Genomic DNA, 25,441 nt, shown 5'->3' on the forward strand with positions numbered 1-25,441 from the left:
CAACAGGCTGCTAGCATATACGAGGTAATGGTTCGGCGTGTGGCAAATCAAGGGTTCGCTTCACGCCATAGAGTCCGGCTAAGCGAACGCCTTTGCGTTCCACGACTTCGCCAATCAGCGCCGCATCACGTCCCAGCGGATGCGCGCGTAATGCCGCCAACGCCCGATCTGCGGCCTGCCGTTCAACGGCAATCACCAGTTTTCCTTCGTTGGCAAAGTTCAGGGCATCCAGCCCCAACAGCTCGCAGACGCCGCGCACGGCAGGTTTGAGCGGCAGTGCGGATTCGGACAATTCAATACCGTAACCGCAGGACGCCGCAAACTCATGGGCGACCGCATTCACGCCGCCGCGCGTGGCGTCACGCAATGCCTTCACTCCGTCAATATGACGCAGCGTCTGAATTAGCGGCGTTAATACTGCGCAGTCGCTCGCCAGCTCGCCATCCAGTCCCAGTTGCTCGCGCAGGTTGAGGATAGTGGCGCCGTGATCGCCAAGCGTACCGCTGACTAACAGCACATCGCCAACGCTCAGCGTTTGCGCGCCCCAGCGAATATCGGCGGGAATCGCCCCCATGCCGGCAGTGTTGATAAATAATTTATCCGCCGCGCCGCGCTGCACAACTTTGGTGTCGCCGGTTACAATGGCGATACCCGCTTCCCGCGCGGTCGCCGCCATGCTATTGACCACGCTTTTTAACGTCTCCATCGGCAGCCCTTCTTCAAGGATAAAGCCGCAGGAGAGATAGCGGGGGATCGCGCCGCTCACCGCTACGTCGTTCGCCGTACCGCAAATCGCCAGTTTGCCGATATTGCCGCCGGGGAAAAAGAGCGGATCAATCACATAGCTATCGGTAGAAAACGCCAGACGGTCGCCCTCCGCCGTCAGTTGCGCCAGCTCCAGACGCGCCTGATCTTCTTGTTCCGCCAGCCACGGGTTGGCAAAGGCCTCCATAAACAGGCTATTAATCAACTGTTGCATAGCCTGGCCGCCGCTGCCGTGGGCGAGTTGTATATTGTTCAAACTTCACACTCCTGCTGACGATACTGATACCAGGCGGCGCATGCGCCTTCGGAAGAGACCATCAGCGCGCCGAACGCGGTCTCTGGATTACATGTTTTACCAAATAGCGGGCACTGATGCGGCTTGCATCTGCCGGTCAGCACTTCGCCGCAGCGGGCGCGCGGATCGTCATAGACCTGCTGTGGCGCTGGGCGGAAATGCGCTTCGGCGTCAAAGCGCTGATACTCTGGCGTCAGGTGGACGCCGGAGGATTCAATCACGCCCAGACCGCGCCACTCGCTATCGCCATTAACGCAGAACACATCGGCGATGGCCTGCTGCGCCAGCATGTTTCCGGCATCCGGCACCACGCGACGGTATTGGTTTTCAACCTGGCTTAGGGCCGCTATTTTCTGCTCAACCAGCATGACCACGCCTTGCAGTAGATCAAGCGGTTCGAATCCAGCCACCACCAGCGGGCGATTAAAATCGGCGGCGATAAACTGGTACGCCTCGGTGCCGATGACCATGCTGACGTGGCCTGGCGCAAGAAAGGCGTCAATGCCGTTGTCCGGCTGCTCCAGTAGGCTACGCAGCGTCGGGATCAGCGTAATGTGCTGGCAGAAAAAGTAGAAGTTTCGCACGTCACGCTGTTTTGCCTGCTGTAGCGTGATGGCTGTGGTCGGCATGGTGGTTTCAAAGCCCAGCCCGAAAAATACCACTTTGCGGGTCGGGTTATCCTGCGCCAGCTTCAGCGCGTCCATCGGAGAGTAAACAATACGGACATCCGCGCCGCGCGCTTTAGCCTGCAACAGAGAACCCTGTTTCCCCGGCACGCGCATGGCATCGCCAAAGGTGCAGAAAATCACCTCCGGATGGCTGGCGATTTCCACGCAACTGTCGATGCGTCCCATCGGCAGCACGCAGACCGGACAACCGGGGCCGTGAATAAATTCCACGTTTTCGGGCAGTAACTGATCGAGACCAAATTTAAAAATTGCGTGGGTATGACCCCCGCAGACTTCCATAATGCGCAACGGACGTTCGGCAGTGTAAGGAAGAAGGGCGGCGCGTTCACGCAGGTGTTCAATGAGCTGCATTACCTGTTCCGGCGCACGGTACTCGTCAACAAAACGCATTATCTCTCCTCACCATACAGCAGTGCGCCGACGTCCGGCTCAACATCAAACATATTTTGTAGCGCGTCGAGCGTGTCGCGCGCTTCCGCTTCGTTAATGACGCTCATGGCGAATCCGACATGAACCAGCACCCACTGACCCAGACGCGGCTGACCGTTTTCATCACAACTGCCGACTAATGTGAGATCGACGTCGCGCTGAATGCCGCAGACGTCAACTTTTGCCTGATTGCCGTCAATGGCGCGGATTTGACCCGGCACGCCTATGCACATCGCTGCGCCTCCAGCCAGGCCAGCCACTGATCCATGCCTTCGCCGCTGGTGGCGGAAATCAGGATAATTTCAATCTCCGGGTTCACTTCACGCGCGCTGGCGATGCACTTCTCAACGTCAAAATTGAGGTAGGGCAGCAGATCGACTTTATTGAGCAGCATGAGCGACGCCGCGGCAAACATATGAGGATACTTCAGCGGCTTATCTTCACCTTCGGTCACGGAAAGCACTGCGACTTTATGCTTTTCGCCCAGATCGAAGCTGGCCGGGCAGACAAGATTACCGACGTTTTCGATAAACAGAATACCGCGGTCATCCAGCGGCAGGCGCGGCGCGGCGTCGGCGATCATTTGCGCGTCAAGATGGCAGCCTTTACCGGTGTTGACCTGAATGGCGGGCGTGCCGGTAGCGCGGATGCGGGCGGCGTCGTTCACTGTCTGCTGGTCGCCTTCAATCACCGCGCACGGTACACGGTCTTTCAATTTCATTAGCGTTTCAGTCAGCAGGGTGGTTTTACCGGACCCGGGGCTGGACACCAGGTTGAGCACCAGTTGCTGGCGGGCGGCGAAACGGGCGCGGTTGCGCTCAGCCAGACGATTATTTTTGTCCAGCACGTCGATTTCAACCTCCAGCATCCGCCGCTGACTCATACCAGGCGCGTGGGTTCCGGCTTCGCCGTGGCCGTAATGCAGATCGCCTTCTGCGGTCTGACTTGGGGCAAAGTCAGGCGTTTTAATGCCGGTAATATTCAGCGCCGGGCGAGCCGCTGGGGCAAAGGGCGCGCTACGAAACGCTGAGTGCGGATTATGTTCATCGCCTTCTATATAAAGGTTGCCTTCAGCGCAACCGCAAGTCGTACACATCGCTTACTCCTGATCTTTTTCTTGTTACAGGCTTTCTGCCGGATGGCGACGCGAGCGTCTATCCGGCATTAATCTTCAGTTTCATCAATCTCTATGCGCCGAATTTGTAAGCCGTCATCGGCCACAATTCGCAGCGTATCGCTATGACATTGCGGACAACGACGTACACGGTGGGTTAACAACGTGACATATTGTTGACAATGCTCACACCAGCATTCGGCTTCCTGTTCTTCGAGGTGCAGTTTACAACCTTCTGCTATCGTGCCGCGGCATACCAGATCAAAACAAAAGGAAAGAGCGCTGGTTTCCACGCAAGAAAATGCGCCAATTTTGATCCAGACGGCTGTCACACGTTTTGCACCGTATGCTGAAGCCTGTTGTTCAATCAATTCCAGTGCCCGTTGGCAGAGGGTGATTTCGTGCATATCGCCTCCCGTAGTGGTTGCCCCTGTAAAGCAATATTTATGCCAATATTTTTATCCCATGGCAGGTTAATGTCGACGATGACGAAATGACATGTCGTCACCGCGTCGAAACGGCAGTAACTGCGCTCGTCTGCTATTAAAAACAATAAGTTAAAAATTGGCATGGAAAATGCTTAACGCAGGCATCTCTGTTAAACGGGTAACCTGACATGACTATTTGGGAAATAAGCGAAAAGGCCGATTACATCGCGCAACGGCATCGTCGCCTACAGGACCAGTGGCATATTTACTGCAACTCGCTGGTTCAGGGGATCACCCTCTCGAAAGCGCGCCTGCATCACGCAATGAGCTGCGCGCCGGAAAGGGATCTTTGCTTTGTCCTGTTTGAGCACTTTCGTATTTACGTCGCGTTGGCGGATGGTTTTAACAGCCACACCATTGAGTACTACGTTGAAACCAAAGATGGCGAAGATAAACAATTGATTGCACAGGCGCAGCTCGATATCGACGGCAAGGTTGACGAACGGGTTAACAACCGCGATCGCGAGCAGGTGCTGGAGCACTATCTGGAAAAAATCGCCAGCGTTTACGACAGCCTCTATACCGCTGTAGAAACCAACTCGCCGGTTAATTTGCGTCAATTGGTAAAGGGAAACAGCCCGGCGGTATAAGCCTGAGGTGTTGCCCGCTTTGATTCTCGATATGGCGTTGCGCCATGTCATGAATGTTTTGGGGATGGGCGTGTCGATAAGTGTCGAAAATGACATTTCAACGGCATGTTTTCGTCAAAAATGACAATCACCTGAGGAATGCCTGGTGAATCGTTTTGTAATTGCTGACTCCACTCTCTGTATCGGCTGCCACACCTGTGAGGCCGCCTGTTCAGAGACGCATCGCCAGCATGGCCTGCAGTCAATGCCGCGCCTGAAAGTGATGCTGAATGAAAAAGAATCTGCGCCGCAGCTTTGTCACCACTGTGAAGATGCGCCATGCGCCACGGTATGCCCGGTTAACGCGATTAATCGCGTTGACGGCGCTGTCCAGCTTAATGAAAGCCTGTGCGTGAGCTGCAAACTGTGCGGTATTGCCTGTCCGTTTGGCGCTATTGAGTTTTCCGGCAGCCGTCCGCTGCATATTCCAGCGAACGCCAATACGCCGAAAGCGCCGCCCGCGCCGCCAGCGCCTGCGCGCGTCAGTACGTTGCTCGACTGGGTGCCGGGCGTACGCGCTATCGCGGTGAAATGCGACCTGTGCAGCTTTGACGAGCAAGGCCCGGCCTGTGTGCGGATGTGCCCGACTAAAGCGCTACACCTGGTGGAGAACACGGATATCGCCCGCGCCAGCAAACGTAAACGTGAGCTGACGTTTAATACCGATTTTGGCGATCTCACCTTGTTTCAGCAGGCTCAGAGTGGGGATGCATAATGAGTTCACTTTCACTGATTACTAGCGGCGTCGCGTGGTTTGCCGCCGCCGCCGTTCTGGCGTTTCTGTTTTCGTTTCATAAAGCGCTGAGCGGCTGGATTGCCGGTATCGGCGGCGCGGTCGGCAGCCTGTGTACGGCAGGCGCGGGGTTCACCGCGCTGACCAGCGCCGTTACGGTGAGCGGCGTGATGCCGTTTACCGGTCACATGCTGCAAATTACGCCGCTGAATGCTATCTGGCTGATTACGCTGGGGCTGTGCGGCCTGTTCGTCAGCCTGTTCAATATCGACTGGCATCGCCATCCACAGGTAAAAGCCAACGGACTGTTGATCAACCTGCTGATGGCGGCAGCCGTCTGCGCCGTGGTCGCCAGTAACCTGGGGACGATGGTGGTGATGGCGGAAATCATGGCGCTCTGCGCCGTGTTCCTCACCGGCGGTAGCAAAGAGGGCAAACTGTGGTTTGCGCTGGGCCGTCTCGGTACGCTGCTGCTGGCAATCGCCTGCTGGCTGGTGTGGCAGCGCTACGGCACGCTGGATCTGGGGCTGCTGGATCAACGTGCTCAGCAACTGCCGCTGGGCTCCGATATCTGGCTGCTCGGCGTTATCGGCTTCGGTCTGCTGGCCGGGATTATCCCGCTACACGGTTGGGTGCCGCAGGCGCACGCCAACGCCAGCGCTCCCGCCGCCGCGCTGTTCTCGACCGTGGTGATGAAAATCGGGTTGCTGGGCATTCTCACGCTATCTCTGCTTGGCGGCAATGCGCCGCTGTGGTGGGGCGTGGCGCTGTTGGTGCTTGGGATGATCACCGCCTTTGTCGGTGGTTTGTACGCGCTGATGGAGCATAACATTCAGCGCCTGCTGGCCTATCACACGCTGGAAAATATCGGCATCATTTTGCTCGGTCTGGGCGCAGGCGTTACCGGGATTGCTCTCAATCAGCCGGTACTGATCGCGCTGGGTCTGACCGGCGGGCTCTATCACCTGCTGAACCATAGCCTGTTCAAAAGCGTGCTGTTTCTGGGCGCGGGCAGCATCTGGTTCCGTACCGGTCATCGCGATATCGAAAAACTGGGCGGTATTGGTAAACGGATGCCGGTTATTTCTATCGCCATGCTGGTCGGTCTGATGGCGATGGCAGCGTTGCCGCCGCTGAACGGCTTTGCCGGCGAGTGGGTGATTTACCAGTCCTTCTTCAAACTGGGCAACAGCGGCGCATTTGTTGGTCGTCTGTTAGGACCGCTGCTGGCGGTTGGCTTGGCGATTACCGGCGCGCTGGCGGTGATGTGTATGGCGAAAGTTTACGGCGTGACGTTCCTTGGCGCGCCGCGCACGAAGGAAGCTGAAAACGCCAGCTGCGCGCCGATCCTGATGGGCGTCAGCGTGGTGGCATTGGCGATTTGCTGCGTACTGGGCGGGGTTGCCGCGCCGTGGCTGCTGCCGATGATTTCCACTGCGGTACCGTTGCCGCTGGAAACCGCGCACACCACCGTATCGCAGCCGATGATCACGCTGCTGTTGGTCGCCTGTCCGCTACTGCCGTTCATCATTATGGCGATGTTCAAAGGCAACCGTCTGCCGTCGCGTTCTCGCGGCGCGGCCTGGGTGTGCGGCTACGACCATGAGCAGTCGATGGTGATTACCGCGCACGGTTTCGCCATGCCGGTGAAAGAGGCCTTTGCCCCGGTACTCAAACTGCGTAAATGGCTGAACCCGGTATCGCTGGTGCCGGGCTGGCAGAACGCGGCGGCCGCGGTGCTGTTCCGTCGTCTGGCGCTGATTGAGCTGGCGGTGCTGGTGGTGATTGTGGTTTCACGAGGAGCCTGAAAATGAGTGTGTTTTATCCGTTAATTCAGGCGCTGGTGCTATTTGCCGTTGCGCCATTGCTGTCCGGTATTACTCGCGTGGCGCGCGCCCGTCTACACAATCGCCGTGGGCCGGGCGTGTTGCAGGAGTACCGCGACATTATCAAACTGCTCGGTCGCCAGAGTATTGCGCCCGCTGATTCCGGCTGGGTTTTTCGCCTGACGCCGTTTGTGATGGTCGGCGTGATGCTGACTATCGCCACCGCGCTGCCGGTTGTCACCGTTGGATCTCCGTTGCCGCAACTGGGTGATTTAATCACCCTGATTTACCTGTTCGCCATCGCCCGTTTCTTCTTCTCTATTGCAGGCCTGGATACCGGCAGTCCGTTCACCGCGATCGGCGCCAGCCGTGAAGCGATGCTCGGCGTGCTGGTGGAGCCGATTCTGCTGCTGGGTCTGTGGGTCGCCGCGCAGGTGGCGGGTTCAACTCATATCAGCAATATCGCTGATACCATTTATCACTGGCCTGTCGCGCGCAGTATTCCGCTGATTCTGGCGCTGTGCGCCTGCGCCTTCGCCACCTTTATCGAAATGGGCAAGCTGCCGTTCGACCTGGCGGAAGCGGAGCAGGAGTTGCAGGAAGGGCCGTTGACCGAATACAGCGGTAGCGGCTTTGCGGTGCTGAAATGGGGCATCAGCCTTAAGCAACTGGTGGTGCTGCAAATGTTCGTCGGCGTGTTTCTGCCGTGGGGACAGATGGAAACCTTCAGCGCAGGCGGACTGTTGCTGGCGCTGGTGATTGCCATCGTCAAGCTGATTGTCGGCGTACTGGTGATCGCCCTGTTTGAAAACAGCATGGCGCGACTGCGTTTTTGCGCCACTTCACGCGTGACCTGGGCCGGTTTTGGGTTTGCGTTTTTAGCCTTCGTCTCCTTGCTGGCGGCGTGATTTAAGAGAGTTTGAGCATGTCTGAAGAAAAATTAGGTCAACAATACCTTGCGGCGCTGCACCAGGCGTTTCCGGGCGTCGTGCTGGACGAAGCCTGGCAGACCAAAGATCAGCTGACTATTACGGTAAAAGTGAACTATCTGCCGGAAGTGGTGGAGTTTCTTTACTACCAGCAGGGTGGGTGGCTGTCGGTGCTGTTCGGTAATGACGAACGCCAGCTGTGCGGCCACTATGCCGTTTATTACGTGCTGTCGATGGAGCAGGGCACGAAGTGCTGGATTACCGTTCGCGTTGAAGTGGATGCCAATAAGCTGGAATTCCCATCCGTTACGCCGCGCGTGCCGGCTGCCGTGTGGGGTGAGCGCGAAGTACGCGACATGTACGGTTTAATCCCGGTCGGTCTGCCGGACGAGCGCCGTCTGGTGCTGCCGGACGACTGGCCGGATGAACTCTATCCGCTGCGTAAAGACAGTATGGATTATCGTCAGCGCCCGGCGCCGACCACCGATGCGGAAACCTACGAGTTCATTAACGAGCTGGGTGACAAGAAAAATAACGTGGTGCCGATTGGCCCGCTGCATGTTACTTCCGATGAACCGGGCCACTTCCGTCTGTTCGTCGATGGCGAAAACATTATCGACGCCGACTACCGCCTGTTCTACGTCCACCGTGGTATGGAAAAACTGGCGGAAACCCGCATGGGTTATAACGAAGTCACCTTCCTGTCGGATCGCGTGTGTGGTATCTGCGGCTTCGCCCACAGCACCGCCTACACCACTTCCGTGGAAAACGCGATGGGCATTCAGGTGCCGGAGCGTGCGCAAATGATCCGCGCTATTCTGCTGGAAGTGGAACGCCTGCACTCGCATCTGCTCAACCTTGGCCTGGCCTGTCACTTCACCGGCTTTGACTCCGGCTTTATGCAGTTCTTCCGCGTGCGTGAAACCTCCATGAAAATGGCAGAGATACTGACCGGGGCGCGCAAAACTTACGGACTGAACCTGATCGGCGGGATTCGCCGCGATCTGCTCAAAGAGGACATGATCCAGACCCGTCAACTGGCGCAGCAGATGCGTCGTGACGTGCAGGAGCTGGTGGACATGCTGCTGAGCACGCCGAATATGGAACAGCGTACCGTGGGTATCGGCCGTCTGGACCCGGAAATTGCCCGCGACTTCAGTAATGTCGGCCCGATGGTGCGCGCCAGTGGCCACGCCCGCGACACCCGCGCCGATCACCCGTTTGTCGGTTACGGTCTGCTGCCGATGGAAGTACATAGCGAGCAGGGCTGCGATGTGATTTCTCGTCTGAAAGTCCGTATCAACGAAGTCTACACCTCTCTGAATATGATCGATTTCGGTCTGGATAATCTGCCGGGCGGCCCGCTGATGGTGGAAGGGTTCACCTATATTCCGCACCGTTTTGCGCTCGGCTTTGCCGAAGCGCCGCGTGGCGATGATATCCACTGGAGCATGACCGGCGACAACCAAAAGCTGTACCGCTGGCGCTGTCGTGCGGCGACCTACGCCAACTGGCCGACGCTGCGCTATATGCTGCGCGGCAACACCGTCTCCGATGCGCCGCTGATTATCGGCAGCCTCGACCCTTGCTACTCCTGTACCGACCGGATGACCGTGGTCGATGTGCGTAAGAAGAAGAGCAAAGTCGTGCCGTACAAAGAACTTGAGCGCTACAGCATTGAGCGTAAAAACTCGCCGCTGAAATAAGGAATCGCCATGTTTACCTTTATCAAAAAAGTTATCAAAACCGGCACGGCGACCTCGTCTTATCCGCTGGAGCCGATTGCGGTTGATAAAAACTTCCGCGGCAAGCCGGAACATAATCCGCAGCAGTGCATCGGCTGCGCCGCCTGCGTTAATGCCTGCCCGTCTAACGCGCTGACGGTGGAAACCGATCTTGCGACCAATGAGCTGGCGTGGCAATTCAATCTTGGCCGCTGCATCTTCTGCGGCCGCTGCGAAGAAGTTTGCCCGACGGCGGCGATCAAACTGTCGCAAGAGTACGAACTGGCAGTGTGGAAGAAAGAAGACTTCCTGCAACAGTCCCGCTTTGCGCTGTGCAATTGCCGCGTGTGCAATCGTCCTTTCGCCGTACAGAAAGAGATTGACTACGCCATTGCGCTGCTTGCGCACAACGGCGACAGCCGCGCGGAAAACCACCGCGAAAGCTTTGAGACCTGCCCGGACTGTAAGCGTCAGAAATGCCTGGTGCCGTCCGACCGTATTGAACTGACTCGCCATATGAAAGAGGTCAGCTAATGAGCAATTTATTAGGCCCGCGTGACGCCAACGGCATTCCGGTACCGATGACGGTGGATGAATCCATCGCCAGCATGAAGGCGTCTCTACTGAAAAATATTAAGCGTTCGGCATACGTTTACCGCGTGGACTGCGGCGGCTGTAACGGCTGTGAAATCGAAATCTTTGCGACGCTGTCGCCGCTGTTTGATGCCGAGCGTTTCGGCATCAAAGTAGTACCGTCGCCGCGTCATGCCGATATTCTGCTGTTTACCGGCGCGGTGACCCGCGCCATGCGCTCTCCGGCGCTGCGCGCCTGGCAGTCGGCGCCGGATCCGAAAATTTGTATCTCTTACGGCGCCTGCGGCAACAGCGGCGGTATTTTCCACGATCTCTACTGCGTCTGGGGCGGTACCGACAAAATCGTCCCGGTGGATGTGTATATTCCAGGCTGCCCGCCAACGCCTGCCGCCACGCTGTATGGCTTTGCGATGGCGCTTGGCCTGCTGGAGCAGAAAATCCACGCCCGCGCGCCGGGTGAGCTGGACGATCAGCCCGCAGAGATCCTGCATCCGGATATGGTGCAGCCGCTGCGCGTGAAGGTGGATCGCGCGGCGCGCCGGCTGGCGGGTTATCGCTATGGTCGTCAGATCGCCGATGATTACCTGACACAGTTGGGGCAGGGCGAGCAGCAAGTGGCGCGTTGGCTGGAAGCGGAAAACGATCCGCGTTTAACCGAAATTGTCACCCATCTCAATCATGTTGTTGAAGAGGCGCGTATCCGATGAGCGAACAGGTGGTGTTCAGTCAACTGAGCCGTAAGTTTATTGATGAGAACGATGCGACGCCCGCCGAGGCGCAGCAGGTTGTCTATTACAGCCTGGCGATTGGTCACCACCTGGGGGTTATCGATTGCCTGGAGGCCGCGCTCACCTGCCCATGGGATGAGTATCTGGCGTGGATCGCCACCCTGGAAGCCGGTAGCGATGCCCGGCGTAAAATGGAAGGCGTGCCGAAGTATGGCGAGATCGTCATCGATTTCAACCATGTGCAAATGCTGGCGCGCGCGTTTGATGAGGCGCGCGCCGCGCAGACCCCGCAGCAGCAAGAATGGAGCAAACTGATGCTCAGTATGCTGCATGACATTCATCAGGAAAGCGCCATCTACCTGATGGTGAGGAGGCTTCGTGACTGACGTTTTACTCTGTGTCGGTAACAGTATGATGGGCGACGACGGCGCAGGCCCGTTACTGGCGGAAATGTGCGCGGCGCAGCCGAAGGGCAACTGGGTTGTCATCGATGGCGGCAGCGCGCCGGAAAACGACATTGTGGCGATTCGCGAACTGCGCCCGCAGCGTCTGTTGATTGTCGACGCCACCGACATGGGACTTAATCCGGGCGAGATCCGCATTATCGATCCGGATGATATCGTCGAAATGTTTATGATGACCACCCACAATATGCCGCTCAACTACCTGGTCGATCAGCTCAAAGAGGATGTCGGCGAGGTGATTTTTGTTGGTATCCAACCGGATATCGTCGGGTTTTATTATCCGATGACTCAACCGATTAAGGACGCGGTAAATATCGTCTATCAGCGCCTGGAAGGCTGGCAGGGAAACGGCGGATTTGCCGCGCTGGAAGCGCCGGAGGCGTAAAATTCGCACATATTTAGGGAGAATTTGTGTTACACGGCAAAGGCGGTAAGAAGGACGTGAAGGTTATCGTATGGAGCGGACTGCTATTTTTCTGCATCGCCGCGCGCGCACTGGCCACCGGTTTTGTCGGTTACCTGCCGATGAGCGACGGTGAATATGCGCAAAAGCGTGCGCTGAAGCCGCTGTTGACCCTGCCTTATTCTGTATCGCCCGACCAGACCTGGCATTTTCGCCAGGTCGGAGTCAGTGGCGTGACGCTACTGCCGGAGCCGAAAAAAGATAACGAATGGCGGATTAGCGGAAAAGACAGAGCCGGTAATTCGTGGGTTGTCCCGGTGGGAATGCTGATTAATTTGGCGGGTAATGCGCAATTTTATCGCGCTGACCTCGATCGTAACGGCATTCAGGATCTGGTTATCTGGTTGGGTAATCCTGGGTTGGGCCTGGCGCCGAGCGCGCAATACATCATTTTCACCTTTCTCAAGAATGGCCGCCCCTGCGTCTTTGAACCGTGGGGGTTTTATACCGCGACCGATACTGGCGTCGATGATTTGCTTGATTTACAGGGCAATGGGCGCACGCAACTGTTGGATATGCAGTTTGACTCAGGCTACTGGATAACCAATTTATATCAGGTGAAGGACGCCCGCTGGCAGCGCGTACACGGCTGGTTTGGCCGGTTGAGTTATCCGGCGCTGACCCGTTTTAATCACTATCCTGGCCGTAAATTAATTATCAAACCTATTGCCGGAAGGAATCCGCAAACGGACGATCTTTCCCTTACGCAGCGCTGTTTAATACGCGGTAACGTATTGCCAGGCGTTAATCAGGATTGATGCCAGTTGCGGTGCAGAGTTGGCTGGCTATCACTGCAAATTTTGACCACCACTGGCGACATTACGTGTCATCGACACTTGTGACGATGACACGTAAATGCTCACGAAAATAGAAATAATATTCTTAAATAACAATGAAATAAAAATTGGCACGATTCGTGTATATATCGGCACATCATCTGTTATTGCTGGAGAATTTGATGAACCGTTTCATCATTGCAGACGCGAGTAAGTGCATTGGTTGCCGTACCTGTGAAGTGGCTTGCGTCGTATCCCATCAGGAAAATCAGGATTGCGCATCGCTGACCCCTGAAACCTTTTTACCTCGTATCCATGTCATCAAAGGCGTGAATGTTTCCACGGCAACGCTGTGTCGCCAGTGTGAAGACGCGCCGTGCGCCAACGTTTGCCCGAATGGCGCCATCAGCCGTGACAAAGGCTTTGTTCATGTGATGCAGGAACGCTGCATTGGCTGTAAAACTTGCGTAGTGGCATGTCCTTACGGCGCCATGGAAGTGGTGGTACGTCCGGTGGTTCGCAATAGCGGCGCGGGGCTGAACGTGCGTGCCGAAAAAGCCGAAGCCAACAAGTGCGATCTGTGTCACCACCGTGAAGCCGGTCCGGCCTGTATGGCCGCTTGCCCAACGCACGCCCTCATCTGCGTGGACCGCAATAAGCTTGAACAGCTGAGCGCGGAAAAACGCCGTCGTGCAGCGCTGGATTCAACGGCATCGCTGCTTTTCTGATTTCTGCGATTGCGCGTAGAATACGCCACAAAGCATTGCCGGATGGCGGCATCAATGCCTTATCCGGTCTACGGTCCGTGCGGTTGTAGGCCTGATAAGCGTCGCGCCATCAGGCATCCGGGTTCGATGATGGCGGGAAAATAAGATGGCGATAGACACACCTTCCGGCGTACAGCTACGCATTCGGGGCAAAGTACAGGGCGTCGGTTTTCGTCCTTTTGTCTGGCAGCTGGCGCAGCAGTTGCAATTACACGGCGACGTGTGTAATGACGGCGACGGCGTCGTCGTTCGGCTGCTGGAAGATCCGTCGCAATTTATTGCCGCGCTCTATCAGGATTGCCCGCCGCTGGCGCGCATTGACAGCGTTGAACACGCGTCGTTGGTATGGGAGCGCGCACCGACGGATTTCACCATTCGTCAGAGCGCAGGCGGTTCGATGAACACGCAAATCGTGCCGGATGCGGCGACCTGCCCGGCATGTCTTGCCGAGATGAATACCCCAGGCGAGCGGCGCTACCGTTATCCTTTCATCAATTGCACCCACTGCGGACCACGCTTCACCATTATTCGCGCTATGCCCTATGACCGGCCATTTACGGTGATGGCGGCGTTTCCCTTGTGTCCGGAATGCGACAGCGAATACCGCGATCCGTACGATCGCCGTTTTCATGCCCAGCCCGTTGCCTGTCCGTCATGCGGGCCGCATCTTGAGTGGCGGAGCCAACATGAACGAGCGGAAAAAGAGGCGGCTTTGCAGGCGGCGGTCGCCCAACTGAACGCCGGAGGCATTATTGCCGTTAAAGGGCTGGGTGGTTTTCATCTGGCCTGCGATGCGCGCAACGCTAACGCAGTGGCGATGCTGCGGGCGCGTAAACATCGTCCGGCGAAACCATTGGCGGTGATGTTGCCCACGGCGCAAACGCTGCCGACCGCGGCGCGTTCGCTGCTGACCACGCCAGCGGCCCCGATTGTACTGGTGGATAAGCAGTATGTACCTTCGCTGAGTGAGGGCATCGCGCCAGGACTTACGGAGGTGGGTGTGATGCTGCCAGCCAACCCATTGCAACACCTCTTGTTGCAGGCGCTCAATTACCCGCTGGTGATGACATCCGGCAACCTGAGCGGCAAACCGCCCGCCATCACCAACGAACAGGCGCTGGACGATTTACACGATATTGCCGATGGTTTTCTGTTGCACAATCGCGACATTGTACAGCGCATGGACGACTCTGTCGTACGCGACAGCGGCGAAATGCTGCGTCGTTCGCGGGGATACGTGCCGGACGCGATTGCGTTGCCGCCCGGATTTCGCGATGTGCCGCCGATACTTTGTCTGGGCGCGGATCTGAAAAACACGTTCTGTCTGGTACGCGGCGAACAGGCGGTTGTCAGCCAGCATTTAGGCGATCTCAGCGATGACGGTATCCAGGCGCAGTGGCGCGAGGCATTGCGTCTGATCCAGTCAATCTACGATTTTACCCCAGAGCGTATCGTCTGTGATGCGCATCCGGGCTATGTTTCCAGTCAGTGGGCCAGTGAGATGCGTTTGCCGACAGAGACGGTGTTACACCATCATGCCCATGCGGCGGCTTGCCTGGCCGAGCATGGTTGGCCGCTGGACGGTGGAGAAGTGATTGCCCTGACGGTAGACGGTATCGGCATGGGTGAGAATGGCGCGCTATGGGGCGGAGAATGTCTGCGGGTCAATTATCGCGAGTGCGAACATTTAGGCGGTTTACCCGCCGTGGCGCTGCCGGGAGGCGATCTGGCTGCCAAACAGCCGTGGCGTAATCTGTTGGCGCAGTGCCTGCGCTTTGTGCCGGACTGGCAGGATTACCCGGAGACAGCGGGGCTGCAACAGCAAAACTGGAGTGTCCTGGCGCGCGCCATTGAGCGCGGCGTCAATGCCCCGTTGGCCTCTTCCTGCGGGCGGTTGTTTGACGCGGTGGCCGCCGCGCTTCGCTGCGCGCCAGCATCGCTTAGCTATGAGGGCGAGGCCGCCTGCGCGCTGGAGGCGCTGGCCTCTCAATGCGCTAACGTTGAGCATCCGGTAACGATGCCGCTTAACGGCGCTCAACTGGACGTCGCTGTTTTCTGGCGGCAATGGTTGAACTGGCAGGCTACGCCCGCGCAACGCGCCTGGGCTTTTCATGATGCGCTGGCGTGCGGGTTTGCCACGCTAATGCGCCAGCAGGCTACGGCGCGGGGGATAACCACTCTGGTCTTCAGCGGCGGGGTGATACACAACCGCTTACTGCGCGCGCGTCTTGCCTTTTATCTTTCTGATTTTAAATTGTTATTTCCTCAGCGGTTACCAGCGGGCGACGGCGGGCTGTCGTTTGGACAGGGTGTGATTGCCGCAGCGCGAGCATTAAGGGAAGTGTAGGGCACCGGATGGCGGCTGCGCCTTATTCGGCCTGTAAACAGATGCTCACTCGTAGGCCGGATAAGACGCGAAGCGGCGCTATCCGGCATCACAGGCTTATACCGACAACGTTTTCAGCAGTGCAAAGGCCTCTTTCATGCGGTCTTCACTCACCACAAAGGCGCGTAGCTGGCCTTCTCCACTCATGCCTTTGGCAATCATACCGTCAGATTCTGCGGTAATCTGCCAGCTTAAATCGCGGCGCTGAGTTTCTCCCGCCAGATGCAGCGGCAGTTCCGGCGTTTTGACTTTGACCAGCATCGCCGGTAGCTTCAGCGGCGCGTTGCCGCCGAGCAGATTTTTCGCCAGGTACATCGCGCTTAACTGGATCGGTTGCAGGAAGGGCAGCACCTGACCATTGATTTCCGCGCAATCGCCGATCGCATAAATATCCGGGTGACTGGTCTGTAGATAGCTATCCACGCAGACGCCGCGGTTGACGGCTACCCCGGCGCGGCGCGCCAGAGCGGTCTCCGGGCGTAAGCCGGTGGCGGCAATCACCGCATCGACCTCAATACTACGCTGGCTTGCCAGCGTAGCGCGGATACCGGCTTCGATTTTCTCCAGTTTTTGCAACTGCGATTTCAGCAGCAGATGCACCCCCATATCGGTCAGGTGATGCTGTAAGCGACTGCTCACTTCCGGTGGCATCAGTGAGGCGAGAAGGCTGGCGGCGTTATCCATCAGCGTTACCGTTTTCCCGGCGCGGCAGAAATCCATCGCTAATTCACTGCCAATGAGACCGCCGCCGACAATCAGCACTCGCTGCGCGTCGCGCAGTTGTGTCTCACAGGCTCGGTACTCCTGCTGGCTATTCAAAGTAAGCATTAACTCACGTCCTGCAATCGGCGGCACAAAGGCTGTCGCCCCGGTCGCCAGTACCAGCTTGTCGTACTGCCACTGCTTATCCTGACTTTTCACCACATGGGCATCGGCATCAATGTCAGCAACCCAGGTATGCGGGAGCAGTCGCAGATTAAACTGTTCAGCAAATTCCCCCGCTAACTGGCGGGTGAGATCATCGGCGCGCTGCGACTGGCTGATAACGTGGCTGAGATCGGGCTTGTTGTACTCATCCATGCTGTCCGCAGCAATCAGGGTTAACGGCACATGCGCATCTTGTTTACGGATATTTTTGACAAGCTGGCGGGCGGCGAAGCCCGACCCAATAATGATGATCCCCCGACTCATTTTGCCTCCGTCGCCAGTACGTCGAACACGTCTTTACCTAATGAACATTCCGGGCACAGGAAGTTATCCGGCACGTCGTTCCACGGCGTACCCGGCGCGACATCCTGCAACGGCTCGCCCAGCGCAGGGTCGTAAATCCACTGGCATACGCTGCATTGCATTTTGGGGCCGAGGTCTGCGGCGGCGCAGGTTGTGGTTTCTTCGACTGGCGCGGTTTTCTGTGTGGTTTCCGGCAGCGGAGCAAGCGCCCACTGACGCGCGATGTCGCGACCGTGCTGACGGCACAACTCCAGCGCATCCAGATCCGGACGCCATTTCGCTTTCAGACTCAGGGACATTTCAAAACCGGCATCCTGTAAGCGCGTGGACAGTCGATCCACAGCGCCGCCGCTCCAGCCATGAGAACCGAAGGCGCTGGCGCGTTTGTTGCGAAAGCGCAGGCCGGTCATCTCTTCCACCAGACCAGCGATTTTCGGCATCATCACGTTGTTCATGGTAGAAGTGCCGACCAGCACGCCTTTCGAACGGAAGACGTTGGTCAATATTTCATTTTTATCGCTGCGGGCGACGTTAAAGATTTTGACCGCCACGTTGGGGTCCACTTCATTGATACCCTGTGCGATGGCATCCGCCATCATGCGAGTATTGTTCGACATGGTATCGTAGAAAATAGTGATACGATCTTCCTGATAATCTGCCGCCCATTTCAGATACAGCTCCACGATTTGCGTTGGGTTGTCGCGCCATACCACGCCGTGTGAGGTGGCAATCATATCCACCGGCAGGTTGAAGCCGAGGATTTCGGTAATTTTTGGCGTTACCAGACGGCTGAACGGCGTCAGGATATTGGCGTAGTAGCGCTGGCATTGTTCAAACAGTTCGGTTTGGTCCACTTCATCATTGAACAGGCGCTCGTCGCAGTAGTGCTGACCAAAGGCGTCGTTGCTGAATAACACCGCGTCGCCGGTCATATAGGTCATCATGCTGTCCGGCCAGTGCAGCATCGGCGTTTCCACGAAGATCAACTGCTTGCCGTTGCCGATATCCAGCGTATCGCCGGTTTTCACCACCTTAAAATTCCATTCCGGATGATGATGATGGCCGTTGATAGAATCAATGGCGTTGGCGGTACAGTAGATAGGCGTGTCCGGGATCTGCGCCATCAGTTCGGTCAGCGCGCCTGCATGGTCTTCTTCGGCATGGTTAATGATGATGTAGTCGATATCCGCGAGGTCGATTTCACTGCGCAGGTTTTGCACAAACTCACGGCTAAACTTATGATCGACGGTATCGATCAGCACATTCTTTTCTTCACGAATGAGATAGCTGTTATAGCTGCTGCCGCGCAGCGTTTTGTATTCAGTGCCGTGAAAATCACGTACTTCCCAGTCGCGTTGGCCAACCCAATGAATATTATTTTTAACCAGAATAGACATAACCACCTCAATTCATTCAACGTTTACAAAAAGTTGTTTTGCTTATTGCAGGTAGTGTGCCAACTTTTCATCTTATTGATTTATATGAAGTTATATTGGTTTTTTATTTTTGACGTAGTCAAAAAGACTATAAATGATGCTGTCAATATGACACTATAGGTTGTCAAAATGACAATGAGGTAACCATGAGTTTTTCCGTGGAGGTATTGGCGGGCATCGCCATTGAGTTACAACGCGGCATTGGGCATCAGGATCGTTTTCAGCGGCTGATTACTACGCTGCGTCAGGTGCTGGCGTGCGACGCCTCGGCGCTGCTGCGCTATGAATCACGACAATTTATTCCACTGGCGATTGATGGCCTGGCGCAGGACGTTCTCGGCAGACGTTTTACCCTGGAAGGGCATCCGCGCCTGGAAGCCATCGCCCGCGCGGGGGACGTGGTGCGTTTTCCGGCTGATAGCGATTTACCCGATCCGTATGACGGGTTAATTCCCGGACAGGAAAGCCTGAAAGTCCACGCCTGTGTTGGTCTGCCGCTGTTTGCCGGACAGAACCTCATCGGTGCGCTGACCCTTGATGCTATGACGCCGGAGCAGTTCGAGGTATTTAGCGATGAAGAGCTACGGCTTGTCGCCGCGCTGGCCGCCGGGGCATTGAGTAATGCGCTGTTAATTGAACAACTGGAAAGCCAGAACATGCTGCCGGGGTCGTCAGGCGTGTTTGAACCGATAAAAGAGACGCACATGATCGGCTTGTCGCCGGCGATGACGCAGTTGAAAAAAGAGATCGAGATTGTGGCGGGCTCCGATCTTAACGTGCTGATCGGCGGTGAAACGGGGACCGGTAAAGAGCTGGTGGCGAAAGCTATTCACCAGGGCTCCCCCAGAGCGGTTAATCCGCTGGTCTATCTCAACTGCGCCGCGCTGCCGGAAAGCGTGGCGGAGAGCGAGTTGTTTGGTCATGTAAAAGGGGCTTTTACCGGGGCTATCAGTAATCGTAGCGGTAAGTTCGAAATGGCCGACAACGGTACGCTGTTTCTGGATGAGATTGGCGAACTGTCGCTGGCGCTACAGGCCAAACTACTTCGCGTGTTGCAGTATGGCGATATTCAACGCGTCGGCGACGATCGTAGCCTGCGCGTGGATGTGCGGGTGTTGGCGGCGACCAACCGTGACCTGCGTGAAGAGGTGCTGGCGGGGCGTTTTCGCGCCGATCTGTTCCATCGCCTGAGCGTTTTCCCGCTCTTTGTGCCGCCGCTGCGCGAGCGCGGCGATGATGTGGTGCTGTTGGCGGGCTATTTTTGCGAGCAGTGCCGACTGCGGCTGGGGCTGTCCCGCGTGGTGCTGAGTCCCGGCGCGCGCCGCCATTTGCTCAACTATGGCTGGCCGGGCAACGTCCGGGAACTGGAACATGCCATTCACCGTGCGGTTGTACTGGCGAGAGCGACCCGGCCAGGGGATGAGGTGATACTGGAGGCGCAGCATTTTGCCTTGTCAGAGGACGTTTTACCCGCGCCGCCTGCGGAAAGCTTTCTGGCGCTGCCGACTTGCCGCAATTTACGCGAATCGACGGAGAACTTCCAGCGAGAGATGATTCGCCAGGCGCTGGCGCAAAATAATCATAACTGGGCGGCCAGCGCGCGGGCGCTGGAAACCGACGTCGCCAACCTGCATCGGCTGGCGAAGCGTCTGGGACTGAAGGATTAGATAATCCCCGCCTGGTAGAAATCCTGTAGGTTAATGGCGCCGGTGAGTTTGCCGTTTTCATCGACCACTGGCGCGGCGGTAATTTTGCGCTTCATCAGGAGCTCTTTGGCGTCAATGGCGCGGCTTTGCGCCTGGAGCGTAATACCGTTGGGCGTCATGGCTTCGCTTACCGGCGTGGTGAGCGCGCCGCCGCCTACCAGCCAGCGACGCAGGTCGCCGTCGGTAAAGACGCCTTTCACAACATGTTGCTCATCGCAAACCGCCACCAGCCCCAGCCCGGTACGGCTAAGTTCCAGCATGGCATCCATCACGCTGGTGGCGAGCATCACCTGCGGTATTGCATCGCCCTGGCGCATCAGGTGATGCACATTATTGAGCAAACGCGCGCCCAGTGCGCCAGCCGGATGCGAACGGGCGAAATCTTCTTCGTTAAAACCGCGCGCCTGCATGACCGCCATCGCCAGCGCATCGCCCATCATCAGCGTATTGACGGTACTGGATGTCGGCGCCAGATGCATCGGGCAGGCTTCTCGCTCGACGGAAATATCCAGAACGGCTTTTGCCGCTCGCCCCAGCGGAGAGTGAAGTTTACCGGTCATCGCCAGCAGCGCGACGGATTTATCTTCCAGACGCGGGATGATGAGGTCGAGTTCTTTTGCGCCGCCGGAATAGGAGATAAATAACATCACGTCGCGGCTTTCAATCATCCCCAGATCGCCATGCAGTGCTTCCGCCGGATGAACAAAAAAAGCGGGAGTACCGGTACTGGCAAGCGTCGCGGCGATTTTTTTACCAATATGACCTGACTTGCCAATGCCGGAAACGATCACTTTGCCTTCACAGTGAATAATGATATTGGCGGCGCGGACAAAATCATCGCCCAGACGCTCCGGCAGACGGCTGGCTTCCTGTAGCTCCAGCATTAAGGTCTGACGGCCCGCGTTTAGTAGTGCATCACTCATTGCTTTCTCCGGTTATGATTACTTCAATCCCTTTTGCTTCCAGCGCCTGACGAAATGCCGGATCGATCCCCGCGTCCGTGATCAGTTTGTCGACGGTTTCCAGACTGCACACCACATTGGGGCTTTTACGACCAAATTTTGAGGAGTCCGCCATCAGAATCACCTCGCGTGCTGCATTGCACATTGCGTTACTGACGGTGTAAACCTCATTGAACGTGGTCACACCGACATTCAGGTCAATACCGTCAGTTCCCATGAATAGTTTATCAAAGCTGAATTGCTCAAAGGCGTTTTCCGCCAGTTGACCGTGAAACGACGCCGATTTTTTACGGAAGGTGCCGCCGGGCATCAGGATAGTTTGTTCGTTGTCCAGTTCCGATAGCGCGTTGACAATATGGAGGCTGTTGGTCATCACTGTGATGTTGCTAAAACGCGAAAGCAACGGCACCATCTGTAACACGGTACTTCCGGCGTCCAGAATAATGGAATCGCCATCATGGATATATTTCACAGCGGCTGCGGCTATCAGCGCTTTTTTGTGGGTGTTGATAAGCGTTTTGTGATCAATAGGCGGATCGGACTCTTCTTTATTCAACACCACGCCGCCATAGGTGCGGATGACGGTTCCGGCATTTTCCAGAATGACCAGATCTTTACGGATAGTGGTGCCTGTCGTGTCAAAGTACTGGGCCAGTTCTTCAACCGAGCATTTTCCCTGTTTTTGCAGGTGCTCCAGAATCGCGGCCTGACGCTGACGAGGTTTCATAGGCGTGATTACCCTGACTTATGTATTTACCCGTCATACTTCACGCTGCATGTGCGTTGGCTTTCCTCGCTTACCCCGGTTACGTACTGATGTACGCTCCTGGGATTCACTGCGTCGCCGCCTTCCTGCAACTCGAATTATTTAGGGTATTGGTTGCAAAATGATAATTTCGCAAGCTATACGCATTCACAACGAAATTACCCATGTTTCAGTTTAAGCGCCAATGATAGTGCATTCTGCGCGAGCGAATCATGGGGAAAGATCACATCAGGCTGTAATTCATGCAAATGTTTTCCTTGCATTGCGGCAATTTTAACCGGTCTGGCGAATACCGTAAGGCCTTTCATCAATAAAGTGTCCGTCACCCGCTGCTGTTCGTCCAGCGCCACGGCAACCACCACCCGGGGCTTAAAACGCCCGCCGGAGCGCCCGACGCCGACCCGCCCCTGTTGGCTAAGTTTATCGAAAGCCCGATTAAAGCGGGAAATCTGCCAGCCGCCCAGCGCCAGTTGCGCACACCAGGCGATAACGGCGACGGTAATCAGAGTGGAAACCATAATGTGCTCCTGTTGGTTTGCCTGATGGCGGCGTAACCGTCTTATCCGGCCTACGGCGCCATCCGGCAATTCACGGTCAGAACATCACTTGACCGCCGGTTACGTTGATCGACTGCCCGGTGCAATAAGACGCTTTCGGGCTGGCATAAAATAGCAGCATGTTCAGCACATCCTGATAATCACACCCGCGTTTGAGCGGTACCTTATCAATGTAATACTGCTCCACCTCGTCGGGCTTAATGCCCAGTTTAGTGGCGTATTGCGGCAGCAGTGACTGGAACATCGGCGATTTCAACAGGTTGCCGAGCATCAACGAGTGTACGGTAATGCCGTATTCCGCCAGATCCAGCGCCAGAGACTGGGTTAACCCCACGCCGCCGAATTTCGCCGCGCTGTAGCCGGAGTTGTGTTTACTGCCCACTTTGCCGGATTTAGAGTTAATCTGAATAATGCGCCCCTGAATGCCGTCGCGGATCATCAGGCGGGAAAACTCACGGGCGCAGAGGAAATAGCCCACCAGATTCACCTGTAGCGAGCGGTCAAAATCGCCCAACTGGAAATCGCTGATAAACGCCGCTTTGGCGATACCCGCGCTGTAAACCAGCAGATCGACGCGCCCGAAAATCTCGTCTACGCCGCGGGAAAGCGCCAGCACGCTCTGCTCGCTGGTGGCGTCGGCGCCAAAACCGTACGCCATACCTTCGCCAAAATCGGCGTTAATTTCCTGGGCGACATTCGCGGCTTTATCGCTTTGAATATCAACGACCGCCACGCGGTATCCTTCTTCTGCAAGCCCACGGCAAAGGAATGCCCCCAGGGTCTGGCCTCCGCCAATGACAACGGCAACTTGATTCATGTTTTTTCTCCTTAAGCGACAAACGTCAAAATACAGCCCGGCGCGATATCGTCCGGTACAGGCCCCGCAACGTGTACGGTGCCGGGAAATTCCGCTTCACGCAGACCATCGAAGCGCAAAGTGATATGCCCCAGTTCACGCAGGTTTTGCTCGGCTACGCTGCCGACCGCCGTGACCGGATAGCAATGTTGGCCCAATTCACACCGCGCGCCAGGCTGCAGCGCGCCGGTCAGTTCGCCATGACAATGGATGAAGCAAAATTCTTCGATATCCGCCGGCGCGCCTTCCCGAAACGTAATCAGCATCTGTTCGCCGAGCGCCTCCTTCGCGCTCTGGCCGATACGGGTGATGGTGGTTTGATAAATCACGCTCATGTCTGAACCTCTTATTGATAGATAAAGCCGGAAACAAACCAGGCGATAAGTACCGTGGGCGCGCCAGTCAGGAAGCGTCCGACCAGCACAGAAGGTACGCCGACGCGAACGGTGTCTTGTTTCGCTTCCGCCAGTGACAGGCCGACCGGGATAAAGTCGCAGGCCGCCTGCGCGTTAATCGCGAACAGGGCGGGAAGCGCCAGATGCGGGGGGATATTGCCCAGGCCTATCTGAACGCCGATCAGGACGCCAATGACCTGAGCGATAACCGCGCCAGGGCCGAGAAAGGGCGACAGCAGCGGGAAAGAGCAGATCAATGCCAGCGTCACCAGCCCCAGTGGATGGCTGGCTAATGGCGCCAGGCCGTGGGCGATCCAGTCGCCAAGACCTGAGGCCATAATGATGCCGATCAGCGCCGAAACGAACGCCATAAACGGCAGGATTGTTTTCAGGACCGTATCAATGGTGTCGCGACCGGACTGGAACAGTACCGCCACGGCGGAGCCCATTCCCATACCGACTTTTGCCAGCAGCCCGTCGCTCTGCTCGGTGATTTTTTTGCTGGTGTCGTAGTCACGTCCTAATGTCGTTTTGGCAGGCTGGGGACTGGCAGGCGTTTCGCCGACAAGAGTAATGTTTTCTTCTTTTACGCCGGAGACATAAATATCCTCAACAATATACTGCGCCAGTGGGCCGGACTTACCCGTCGAGTGAATATTAATGGTTGGAATCCGGCGTTTCGGATAGATACCGCAGCGCAGCGTACCGCCGCAGTCGATAATGGCCGCGCCGATTTCCGCTTCCGGCGGTTCGCCTTCTTTAAAGCCGTCCACCGCTTGCCAGCCTGTTAGTTGCGCCAGTTTGTCGACGATCGCCGGGCGCGTACCGGCTGTGATATAGACGATCTTTTTGCCTGGCGTAACGTCCAGTTCAAGCGGGCCGCCCCAGCCGCCGGCGCCTTTCTCAATACGAACCCGTGTCATGATACCGCTCCTGTCAGATGAACTTTCTGCTCAAGTTGAATCCCCATTTTTTTCTCAAAAATAGCGGTGGTGAGATCGGTGACCCAACCGCGGAAGAAGTTCGTCACCAGACCTACCAGCAGATAGCTCACCGCGAGCGGGCCGAGAGGAAGCCCTAACGTGGTGAGTCCGCTGGCGATACCCAGATAAACAAACAGTTCGCCGGGATTGATATGTGGAAACAGACCGTTCATGGAGTGACAGCTATAGGAGGCCGCCGCGTAATAGCTCGGCTTGTACTTCTCCGGCATAAAGCGTCCCAGGCTCAGGGTCATCGGATTACAAAAAACAAATGTCCCGATAAACGGTAAAAGCAGGTAACGGGATAGCGGATTTCCGGCACAACGTTGGGCAAAACGCTCAATACGCTGCTGGCCGATAAAATTGATGAGCGCATTCATGATAACCAGCAGGCTTATCAGTAGAGGAAGAATACCTGTCACCATACCGGTAAACACCTCTCCGCCTTTCTGGAATAACCCGATGAACCACTCCGCACCATGTGTAATGGTTTCGATCATTGTTCTCTCCTGTAGGGTTTTTAGTTTTCTTGCTAATTTCCTGTTCATTGTAATCATGTTGAAAGATTAAAAAGTGTTATTTTGATCGCAAAATAAAAGAAAAATATTTTAAGTTGAAAGATTGCGGGAGTGGGGGAGCGGATACAAACTGAAAAGAGGAGAAAGGTGATTTATTCTCTTGTGCCGCTTCCTTGTGCGGCGGGGGATGCTTTACCATACTTCTCCCTGGCTGAATTTGTTTAATGGATCTC

General features: G+C 56.3%; 27 protein-coding genes. 13 read left to right on the forward strand and 14 right to left on the reverse strand.

The genetic code is table 11. The annotated features are described in order from the left end of the window. Nucleotides 1-10: 10 nt before the first annotated feature. The 5 genes from hypE to hypA all read right to left on the reverse strand — a co-directional run bounded on the left by hypE (nt 11) and on the right by hypA (nt 3,699). On the reverse strand, nt 11-1,021 hold the full coding sequence (gene hypE / locus ACLJR2_RS03075) for a hydrogenase expression/formation protein HypE (RefSeq protein ID WP_001059962.1): 1,011 nt from the start codon (nt 1,019-1,021) through the stop codon (nt 11-13). Further along, nucleotides 1,018-2,139 carry a hydrogenase formation protein HypD gene (hypD, locus tag ACLJR2_RS03080; protein ID WP_001212962.1) on the reverse strand — a complete coding sequence of 374 codons (1,122 nt, stop codon included), beginning with the start codon at nt 2,137-2,139 and terminating at the stop codon, nt 1,018-1,020. Before hypD ends, hypE begins: the two co-directional genes overlap by 4 nt. Then, nucleotides 2,139-2,411 carry a hydrogenase 3 maturation protein HypC gene (hypC, locus tag ACLJR2_RS03085; protein ID WP_000334871.1) on the reverse strand — a complete coding sequence of 91 codons (273 nt, stop codon included), beginning with the start codon at nt 2,409-2,411 and terminating at the stop codon, nt 2,139-2,141. The genes hypD and hypC overlap by 1 nt, the downstream gene beginning before the upstream one ends. Further along, complete coding sequence (gene hypB, locus ACLJR2_RS03090; protein WP_000337640.1) at nt 2,402-3,274, reverse strand: hydrogenase nickel incorporation protein HypB; 873 nt, start codon at nt 3,272-3,274, stop codon at nt 2,402-2,404. The genes hypC and hypB overlap by 10 nt, the downstream gene beginning before the upstream one ends. Nucleotides 3,275-3,342: 68 nt before the next feature. Then, complete coding sequence (hypA, locus tag ACLJR2_RS03095; protein ID WP_000544461.1) at nt 3,343-3,699, reverse strand: hydrogenase maturation nickel metallochaperone HypA; 357 nt, start codon at nt 3,697-3,699, stop codon at nt 3,343-3,345. A gap of 209 nt (nt 3,700-3,908) precedes the next feature. On the opposite strand from hypA, the gene hycA reads away from it, so the two are divergent. The 12 genes from hycA (at nt 3,909) to hypF (ending at nt 15,760) form a co-directional block, all read left to right on the forward strand. After that, a complete protein-coding gene (hycA, locus tag ACLJR2_RS03100; protein ID WP_000158075.1) occupies nt 3,909-4,370 on the forward strand; it encodes a formate hydrogenlyase regulator HycA in 462 nt (153 codons plus the stop codon). 145 nt (nt 4,371-4,515) lie between these two features. Next, the gene (gene hycB, locus ACLJR2_RS03105) at nt 4,516-5,124 is read left to right on the forward strand and encodes a formate hydrogenlyase subunit HycB (protein ID WP_001079164.1); all 609 of its coding nucleotides are present in this window, start codon (nt 4,516-4,518) and stop codon (nt 5,122-5,124) included. Beyond that, the gene (hycC, locus tag ACLJR2_RS03110) at nt 5,124-6,950 is read left to right on the forward strand and encodes a formate hydrogenlyase subunit 3 (RefSeq protein ID WP_000097041.1); all 1,827 of its coding nucleotides are present in this window, start codon (nt 5,124-5,126) and stop codon (nt 6,948-6,950) included. Before hycB ends, hycC begins: the two co-directional genes overlap by 1 nt. A 2-nt stretch (nt 6,951-6,952) precedes the next feature. Continuing rightward, complete coding sequence (locus tag ACLJR2_RS03115) at nt 6,953-7,876, forward strand: respiratory chain complex I subunit 1 family protein (RefSeq protein WP_000110562.1); 924 nt, start codon at nt 6,953-6,955, stop codon at nt 7,874-7,876. A 17-nt stretch (nt 7,877-7,893) separates the two neighbouring features. Then, nucleotides 7,894-9,603, forward strand: a complete 1,710-nt coding sequence (gene hycE / locus ACLJR2_RS03120) for a formate hydrogenlyase subunit HycE (protein WP_001288155.1) — start codon at nt 7,894-7,896, stop codon at nt 9,601-9,603. A gap of 9 nt (nt 9,604-9,612) precedes the next feature. After that, complete coding sequence (gene hycF, locus ACLJR2_RS03125) at nt 9,613-10,155, forward strand: formate hydrogenlyase subunit HycF (protein ID WP_000493767.1); 543 nt, start codon at nt 9,613-9,615, stop codon at nt 10,153-10,155. Continuing rightward, nucleotides 10,155-10,922 carry a formate hydrogenlyase subunit HycG gene (gene hycG, locus ACLJR2_RS03130; protein ID WP_000067419.1) on the forward strand — a complete coding sequence of 256 codons (768 nt, stop codon included), beginning with the start codon at nt 10,155-10,157 and terminating at the stop codon, nt 10,920-10,922. Before hycF ends, hycG begins: the two co-directional genes overlap by 1 nt. Continuing rightward, nucleotides 10,919-11,329, forward strand: a complete 411-nt coding sequence (locus tag ACLJR2_RS03135; RefSeq protein WP_000003725.1) for a formate hydrogenlyase maturation HycH family protein — start codon at nt 10,919-10,921, stop codon at nt 11,327-11,329. Before hycG ends, ACLJR2_RS03135 begins: the two co-directional genes overlap by 4 nt. Continuing rightward, on the forward strand, nt 11,322-11,792 hold the full coding sequence (gene hycI / locus ACLJR2_RS03140; protein WP_000132988.1) for a hydrogenase maturation peptidase HycI: 471 nt from the start codon (nt 11,322-11,324) through the stop codon (nt 11,790-11,792). The genes ACLJR2_RS03135 and hycI overlap by 8 nt, the downstream gene beginning before the upstream one ends. A gap of 26 nt (nt 11,793-11,818) precedes the next feature. After that, nucleotides 11,819-12,628 carry a hypothetical protein gene (locus ACLJR2_RS03145; RefSeq protein WP_000902286.1) on the forward strand — a complete coding sequence of 270 codons (810 nt, stop codon included), beginning with the start codon at nt 11,819-11,821 and terminating at the stop codon, nt 12,626-12,628. Nucleotides 12,629-12,828: 200 nt separating this feature from the next. After that, entirely contained in the window at nt 12,829-13,374 is a 546-nt protein-coding gene (hydN, locus tag ACLJR2_RS03150; protein ID WP_001078791.1) for an electron transport protein HydN, read from the forward strand. Nucleotides 13,375-13,519: 145 nt separating this feature from the next. Beyond that, nucleotides 13,520-15,760 carry a carbamoyltransferase HypF gene (hypF, locus tag ACLJR2_RS03155; protein WP_000963411.1) on the forward strand — a complete coding sequence of 747 codons (2,241 nt, stop codon included), beginning with the start codon at nt 13,520-13,522 and terminating at the stop codon, nt 15,758-15,760. 96 nt (nt 15,761-15,856) lie between these two features. On the opposite strand, the gene norW is transcribed toward hypF, so the two are convergent. After that, nucleotides 15,857-16,990, reverse strand: a complete 1,134-nt coding sequence (norW, locus tag ACLJR2_RS03160) for an NADH:flavorubredoxin reductase NorW (RefSeq protein WP_000086353.1) — start codon at nt 16,988-16,990, stop codon at nt 15,857-15,859. Beyond that, complete coding sequence (gene norV, locus ACLJR2_RS03165; RefSeq protein WP_000026011.1) at nt 16,987-18,426, reverse strand: anaerobic nitric oxide reductase flavorubredoxin; 1,440 nt, start codon at nt 18,424-18,426, stop codon at nt 16,987-16,989. Before norV ends, norW begins: the two co-directional genes overlap by 4 nt. Nucleotides 18,427-18,611: 185 nt before the next feature. Between norV and norR the strand changes: the two genes are divergently transcribed. Continuing rightward, nucleotides 18,612-20,132, forward strand: coding sequence for a nitric oxide reductase transcriptional regulator NorR (gene norR / locus ACLJR2_RS03170; protein ID WP_000010817.1), 1,521 nt, complete (start codon nt 18,612-18,614; stop codon nt 20,130-20,132). Here the strand turns inward: norR and gutQ are convergent. The 7 genes from gutQ to srlA all read right to left on the reverse strand — a co-directional run bounded on the left by gutQ (nt 20,129) and on the right by srlA (nt 25,190). Beyond that, on the reverse strand, nt 20,129-21,094 hold the full coding sequence (gene gutQ, locus ACLJR2_RS03175; protein ID WP_001278201.1) for an arabinose-5-phosphate isomerase GutQ: 966 nt from the start codon (nt 21,092-21,094) through the stop codon (nt 20,129-20,131). The two genes, norR and gutQ, sit on opposite strands and share 4 nt — an antisense overlap. Continuing rightward, nucleotides 21,087-21,860: a glucitol operon DNA-binding transcriptional repressor SrlR gene (gene srlR, locus ACLJR2_RS03180; RefSeq protein ID WP_000804536.1), complete on the reverse strand. Its 774-nt coding sequence runs from the start codon at nt 21,858-21,860 to the stop codon at nt 21,087-21,089. Before srlR ends, gutQ begins: the two co-directional genes overlap by 8 nt. A gap of 197 nt (nt 21,861-22,057) precedes the next feature. Beyond that, nucleotides 22,058-22,417 (reverse strand): transcriptional regulator GutM, encoded by a 360-nt coding sequence (gutM, locus tag ACLJR2_RS03185; RefSeq protein WP_000255198.1) that lies wholly within the window; start codon nt 22,415-22,417, stop codon nt 22,058-22,060. 76 nt (nt 22,418-22,493) lie between these two features. Continuing rightward, nucleotides 22,494-23,273, reverse strand: a complete 780-nt coding sequence (srlD, locus tag ACLJR2_RS03190) for a sorbitol-6-phosphate dehydrogenase (RefSeq protein WP_001077372.1) — start codon at nt 23,271-23,273, stop codon at nt 22,494-22,496. Between the two features lie 11 nt (nt 23,274-23,284). Continuing rightward, complete coding sequence (gene srlB, locus ACLJR2_RS03195) at nt 23,285-23,647, reverse strand: PTS glucitol/sorbitol transporter subunit IIA (protein ID WP_000111553.1); 363 nt, start codon at nt 23,645-23,647, stop codon at nt 23,285-23,287. 11 nt (nt 23,648-23,658) lie between these two features. Further along, the gene (locus ACLJR2_RS03200) at nt 23,659-24,630 is read right to left on the reverse strand and encodes a PTS glucitol/sorbitol transporter subunit IIB (protein ID WP_000199039.1); all 972 of its coding nucleotides are present in this window, start codon (nt 24,628-24,630) and stop codon (nt 23,659-23,661) included. Next, the gene (gene srlA / locus ACLJR2_RS03205; protein ID WP_000573335.1) at nt 24,627-25,190 is read right to left on the reverse strand and encodes a PTS glucitol/sorbitol transporter subunit IIC; all 564 of its coding nucleotides are present in this window, start codon (nt 25,188-25,190) and stop codon (nt 24,627-24,629) included. The genes ACLJR2_RS03200 and srlA overlap by 4 nt, the downstream gene beginning before the upstream one ends. Between the last annotated feature and the right edge of the window lie 251 nt (nt 25,191-25,441).

The sequence above is a fragment of the Salmonella sp. SAL03688 genome, assembly GCF_046551895.1.
Lineage (GTDB): Bacteria > Pseudomonadota > Gammaproteobacteria > Enterobacterales > Enterobacteriaceae > Salmonella > Salmonella enterica.

Bases quoted from the DNA above. Each gene is read 5' to 3' on its own strand.
- hypA (WP_000544461.1), bottom strand. From the start codon at position 3,699: ATGCACGAAATCACCCTCTGCCAACGGGCACTGGAATTGATTGAACAA.
- srlB (WP_000111553.1), bottom strand. From the start codon at position 23,647: ATGAGCGTGATTTATCAAACCACCATCACCCGTATCGGCCAGAGCGCG.
- hycG (WP_000067419.1), top strand. From the start codon at position 10,155: ATGAGCAATTTATTAGGCCCGCGTGACGCCAACGGCATTCCGGTACCG.
- norV (WP_000026011.1), bottom strand. From the start codon at position 18,426: ATGTCTATTCTGGTTAAAAATAATATTCATTGGGTTGGCCAACGCGAC.
- hycC (WP_000097041.1), top strand. From the start codon at position 5,124: ATGAGTTCACTTTCACTGATTACTAGCGGCGTCGCGTGGTTTGCCGCC.
- srlD (WP_001077372.1), bottom strand. From the start codon at position 23,273: ATGAATCAAGTTGCCGTTGTCATTGGCGGAGGCCAGACCCTGGGGGCA.
- hycE (WP_001288155.1), top strand. From the start codon at position 7,894: ATGTCTGAAGAAAAATTAGGTCAACAATACCTTGCGGCGCTGCACCAG.
- norW (WP_000086353.1), bottom strand. From the start codon at position 16,990: ATGAGTCGGGGGATCATCATTATTGGGTCGGGCTTCGCCGCCCGCCAG.
- srlA (WP_000573335.1), bottom strand. From the start codon at position 25,190: ATGATCGAAACCATTACACATGGTGCGGAGTGGTTCATCGGGTTATTC.
- hypC (WP_000334871.1), bottom strand. From the start codon at position 2,411: ATGTGCATAGGCGTGCCGGGTCAAATCCGCGCCATTGACGGCAATCAG.
- hycF (WP_000493767.1), top strand. From the start codon at position 9,613: ATGTTTACCTTTATCAAAAAAGTTATCAAAACCGGCACGGCGACCTCG.
- ACLJR2_RS03135 (WP_000003725.1), top strand. From the start codon at position 10,919: ATGAGCGAACAGGTGGTGTTCAGTCAACTGAGCCGTAAGTTTATTGAT.
- srlR (WP_000804536.1), bottom strand. From the start codon at position 21,860: ATGAAACCTCGTCAGCGTCAGGCCGCGATTCTGGAGCACCTGCAAAAA.
- gutM (WP_000255198.1), bottom strand. From the start codon at position 22,417: ATGGTTTCCACTCTGATTACCGTCGCCGTTATCGCCTGGTGTGCGCAA.
- hycA (WP_000158075.1), top strand. From the start codon at position 3,909: ATGACTATTTGGGAAATAAGCGAAAAGGCCGATTACATCGCGCAACGG.
- norR (WP_000010817.1), top strand. From the start codon at position 18,612: ATGAGTTTTTCCGTGGAGGTATTGGCGGGCATCGCCATTGAGTTACAA.
- hypB (WP_000337640.1), bottom strand. From the start codon at position 3,274: ATGTGTACGACTTGCGGTTGCGCTGAAGGCAACCTTTATATAGAAGGC.
- hypF (WP_000963411.1), top strand. From the start codon at position 13,520: ATGGCGATAGACACACCTTCCGGCGTACAGCTACGCATTCGGGGCAAA.
- hypD (WP_001212962.1), bottom strand. From the start codon at position 2,139: ATGCGTTTTGTTGACGAGTACCGTGCGCCGGAACAGGTAATGCAGCTC.
- ACLJR2_RS03115 (WP_000110562.1), top strand. From the start codon at position 6,953: ATGAGTGTGTTTTATCCGTTAATTCAGGCGCTGGTGCTATTTGCCGTT.
- gutQ (WP_001278201.1), bottom strand. From the start codon at position 21,094: ATGAGTGATGCACTACTAAACGCGGGCCGTCAGACCTTAATGCTGGAG.
- ACLJR2_RS03200 (WP_000199039.1), bottom strand. From the start codon at position 24,630: ATGACACGGGTTCGTATTGAGAAAGGCGCCGGCGGCTGGGGCGGCCCG.
- hydN (WP_001078791.1), top strand. From the start codon at position 12,829: ATGAACCGTTTCATCATTGCAGACGCGAGTAAGTGCATTGGTTGCCGT.